The organism is Rahnella perminowiae (genome assembly GCF_019049755.1).
GTDB classification, from domain to species: domain Bacteria; phylum Pseudomonadota; class Gammaproteobacteria; order Enterobacterales; family Enterobacteriaceae; genus Rahnella; species Rahnella perminowiae.
The window spans coordinates 1-4,610 of sequence record NZ_JAFMOS010000318.1 but is presented as its reverse complement, the minus strand read 5'-3'; the positions used below and the strand labels follow the sequence as shown (position 1 = coordinate 4,610).

The following is a 4,610-nucleotide window of genomic DNA, read 5'->3' as shown; positions in this document are numbered from 1 at the left end:
ACTTTTAATAACTAGAAAAAATATTAAGTAAGTAAAAAAACCAGACAGAATCTTACCTATGCATCATCACAATATTCCTAACTACCTAAGATAAATATTATGAGCGAAATATCAAAAACTGCGGTGAAAGAGCCAGCGAAAAAAGCCGGGTCAGGCAAAAAAAATCGCTGGATCTTCTTGGCACTTCCCGTGCTGGTGTCCATGCTCTTGCTGCTGGTTCCGGTGCCTGCCGGGCTTGAACCGTATGCGTGGCATTTCTTCGCCATCTTCGTGGGTGTCATTGTTGGTCTGATTTTCGAGCCATTACCGGGCGCCGTCATCGGTCTGACCGGTGTGGTGGTCATTGCCCTCTTCAGCCAGTGGTTACTTTTCAGCCCGGCTGAGCTGGCGGATCCTAAATTCAAAACCGCAGCACAGTCCTTCAAATGGGCAGTCAGTGGTTTTGGTAACTCCACCGTATGGTTAATCTTTGGCGCGTTCATGTTTGCCGCCGGTTACGATAAGACCCAGTTCGGCCGCCGTCTGGCGCTGATTCTGGTAAAATATCTTGGCCGCCGGAGCCTGACGCTGGGTTATGCCATCACGTTTGCTGACCTGTTACTGGCACCGTTTACACCCTCCAACACCGCGCGCAGCGGCGGCACGATCTACCCGATCATTGCTAACCTGCCGCCGTTGTACGGCTCAAAACCGAATGACCCGAGTGCGCGAAAAATCGGTTCTTATCTGATGTGGGTGGCGATCACCGCCGCGTGTATCACCAGTTCGATGTTCCTCTCCGCACTGGCACCTAACTTGCTGGCGCTGGGTATTGTGAATAGCGTGACCGGTATCAACATTTCCTGGGGCACCTGGTTCATTGCTTTCCTGCCGGTCGGTTTGCTGCTGCTGCTGACCATGCCGCTGCTGGCATACTGGTTCTACCCACCGGAAGTGAAAATCAATGATGAAGTGCCGCGCTGGGCAACCGCTGAGCTGGCAAAACTGGGCAGAATGTCCCGCCATGAAATTCTGTTGCTGGTGTTCGTCTGCTGCGCGCTGGCGATGTGGATTTTCGCGGCGAGCTTTATCGAACCCGCCATGGCTGCGCTGCTGGTCGTGGTACTGATGCTGTGGACCGGCGTGCTGAACTGGAACGACATCACCAGCAACAAACCCGCCTGGAATACCTTCGCCTGGTTCGCCACGTTGGTTGCACTGGCTGACGGTTTATCCCGCACCGGTTTTATCGCCTGGCTGGGCAAAGAAGGCGCGGCGCTGATGGGGGGGATTTCCCCGGGCGCAGCAACCATCGCCTTGTTGCTGGCGTTCTATCTGCTGCATTACCTTTTCGCCAGCACCACCGCGCACACCACCGCACTGTTACCCGCCATGCTGACCATCGGCGCGGCAATCCCTGGCATTAACATGCAGGTGTTCTGTTTGCTGATGGTGACATCTTTGGGCGTTATGGGGATCATCACGCCGTACGGTACGGGTCCAAGCCCTATTTATTACGGCAGCGGTTATCTGCCAACCAAAGATTACTGGCGCCTCGGGACTATCTTTGGTGCCATCTTCCTGATCGCTTTACTGGTAATCGGCTATCCGTGGATGGTGATGATGTTCTGATTGTGGCGATAAAATCACCCACAAAGCATTAACAGAGCATTTACTGAAAGAAAACATATAAACCTCGTTGCCAGCCTGTGTATTTGGCTGGCAACATACAGAACGAATATAAACGTCGCCCGGAACACCTCTGCTATACCGCGTCAACAGTCCCACCCCTGGCGGCAAAAACGGAAAAAGTGAGAAAACAATGTCGAACAAACCGTTCTATTATCAAAATCCCTTCCCCGTTTCCAAAGATGACACCGAATACTATCTGCTGACCAAAGACCATGTCTCTGTCAGCAACTTCGATGGTGAAGAAGTGCTTAAAGTCGAACCACAGGCGCTCACGCTGCTGGCTCAGCAGGCGTTCCATGACGCCTCATTCATGCTCAGACCTGCGCATCAGCAACAAGTGGCTTCCATTCTTCATGACCCGGAATCCAGCGAAAACGACAAATACGTGGCGCTGCAATTTCTGAGAAACTCTGAAATCGCTGCCAAAGGCATTTTGCCGACCTGCCAGGACACCGGCACGGCGATCATCATGGGTAAAAAGGGTCAGCGCGTCTGGACCGGCGGCGGTGATGAAGCCAGCCTGTCTCAGGGGGTGTATAACACTTTTATCGAAGATAACCTGCGCTATTCACAAAATGCGGCGCTGGATATGTACAAAGAAGTGAACACCGGTACTAACCTGCCCGCGCAAATCGACCTTTACAGTGTTGACGGTGACGAATATAAATTCCTCTGCATCGCCAAAGGCGGCGGTTCTGCGAATAAAACTTATCTGTACCAGGAAACCAAAGCGCTGATCACCCCGGCTAAGCTGAAAAATTATCTGGTGGATAAAATGCGCACCCTCGGTACCGCAGCCTGCCCGCCGTACCACATCGCGTTTGTCATTGGTGGTACTTCTGCAGAAGCGACGCTGAAAACCGTCAAGCTGGCCTCAACGCATTATTACGATGGTCTGCCGACGGAAGGTAATGAACACGGTCAGGCATTCCGCGACGTGAACCTCGAACAGGAACTGCTGGCCGAAGCCAACAACCTGGGTCTCGGAGCACAGTTCGGTGGCAAATACTTTGCCCACGACATCCGCGTTGTGCGTCTGCCACGTCATGGCGCATCCTGCCCGGTCGGAATGGGCGTGTCTTGTTCCGCAGACCGTAATATCAAAGCCAAAATCAACCGCGACGGTATCTGGATCGAAAAACTGGAAGACAATCCGGGTCAGTACATTCCTGAAGCATTGCGTGAGCAAGGCGAAGCCGGTGTGGTGAAAGTCGATCTGAATCGTCCGATGCCTGAAATCCTGGCGCAGCTTTCTGAATATCCGGTGTCTACCCGTTTGTCCCTGAGCGGTACGATTATCGTCGGTCGTGATATTGCACATGCCAAACTGAAAGAACGTCTGGATAATGGCGAAGGTTTGCCGCAATACATCAAAGATCATCCGATCTACTACGCCGGCCCGGCGAAAACCCCGGAAGGTTATGCCTCCGGTTCCCTCGGCCCGACCACCGCTGGCCGCATGGATTCTTACGTGGATCTTCTGCAATCCCATGGCGGCAGCATGATCATGCTGGCAAAAGGCAACCGCAGCCAGCAGGTGACCGATGCGTGCCATAAACATGGCGGCTTCTATCTGGGCAGCATCGGCGGCCCGGCAGCGGTTCTGGCGCAGCAAAGCATCAAAAGCCTGGAGTGCGTTGAATATCCTGAACTGGGTATGGAAGCTATCTGGAAAATCGAAGTCGAAAACTTCCCGGCGTTCATTCTGGTGGATGACAAAGGCAACGATTTCTTCCAGCAAATCCATGCAAGTACGTGTGCGAAATGTGTGAAGTAACTGCCTCCTGAAAGACACAAGGCCCGCCAGCAATGGCGGGCCTTTTTTATGGATAACGCTTCGGGCCATCAGCGTATTACGACATCATGTAAATTATTATCCCTTCCGTCACAATCCCCAGCGCGGTGCCGGCAAGTATTGAGGAGGAAGCAGATTCCACATACGTATCGCTGCGCACAGCGAACATACCTGCGGCAATAGCAGACGGCGTTGCGCCGATGATCACCACCTGCTGCATCAGCGTATGGCTCAACCCAAATGCCAGGCCGGCAACCGCCATAATCGCCGGCTGGATCAGGTTTTTCAGGCCGACATTGGTGAACGTATGAATATTCAGCTTCGGACGCTCGCCGAAGAAGAGTAATCCCAGCGCAAACAGCGAAATTCCGCCAGCGGTTTTCCCCATCATTTCAACGGAGGAAGACAGTAACTCCGGGAGTTTAATGCCCGCCAGACTCATCACGACACCCAACACGGGGATCCAGACAATCGGATTGCGCAATGCCTTGAATAAATTATTGAGAATCATTTTGCCGAGGCTGCCCTGTTCGGCCAGATCACTGTTTTTGTCCCCCATACGGATCAGCACAATCGTCAGCGGGATCATCAGTACGCTGGTGATCAGATTCCCGACCAGTACCCCCAGAAAACCTTCCGGCCCGATAAGTACAGCCAGCACAGGCGCGCCAAAGTAAGCCATATCCGGGAATGCGCATACCAGCGACTGAATGGCGCTGGTTTTGATGTCATGACGGAAAAACCAGTGCGAGATGCACAGCGTCAGAAGATAGGATCCCATCAGGCCGATGACTAATACTGCCATAAACGACAAATTCTGTATTTTGGCAGGATCCGTATGTAATGCACCGATAAAAAGATGTAATGGCAGTGCAAAACGGATCACGACCGTGGCTAATACTGTAGCATCGTCACGTTTCATATAACCCAGCTTGCCGCTGAGCCAGCCTAATACCATAACAAACACTAAAGGAAATAATGAGGATAAGAGTAACGTCGGCATAATATGACCTTTTTTCTTTATTATTGTTGATGTGATAACTTCATGATGAAAATAGCGGTTAGTTATATTATTTACAGCCATTCACTATTGTGACCCGCATCACACCCGTCTCGCGATCGGCAATAACAATAATTAATTAAC

The 4,610-nt window shown here is 51.9% G+C and carries 3 protein-coding genes; 2 read left to right on the top strand and 1 reads right to left on the bottom strand.

What is annotated here, in order from left to right:
- Positions 1–99 precede the first annotated feature (99 nt).
- Both J1785_RS03150 and fumA read left to right on the top strand, forming a co-directional pair.
- Positions 100–1,611 carry an anion permease gene (locus J1785_RS03150; protein ID WP_217218785.1) on the top strand — a complete coding sequence of 504 codons (1,512 nt, stop codon included), beginning with the start codon at positions 100–102 and terminating at the stop codon, positions 1,609–1,611.
- Positions 1,612–1,801: 190 nt separating this feature from the next.
- Positions 1,802–3,448 (top strand): class I fumarate hydratase FumA, encoded by a 1,647-nt coding sequence (gene fumA, locus J1785_RS03145; protein ID WP_129953603.1) that lies wholly within the window; start codon positions 1,802–1,804, stop codon positions 3,446–3,448.
- A 76-nt stretch (positions 3,449–3,524) separates the two neighbouring features.
- On the opposite strand, the gene J1785_RS03140 is transcribed toward fumA, so the two are convergent.
- On the bottom strand, positions 3,525–4,469 hold the full coding sequence (locus J1785_RS03140; RefSeq protein ID WP_129953604.1) for an AEC family transporter: 945 nt from the start codon (positions 4,467–4,469) through the stop codon (positions 3,525–3,527).
- Positions 4,470–4,610 lie beyond the last annotated feature (141 nt).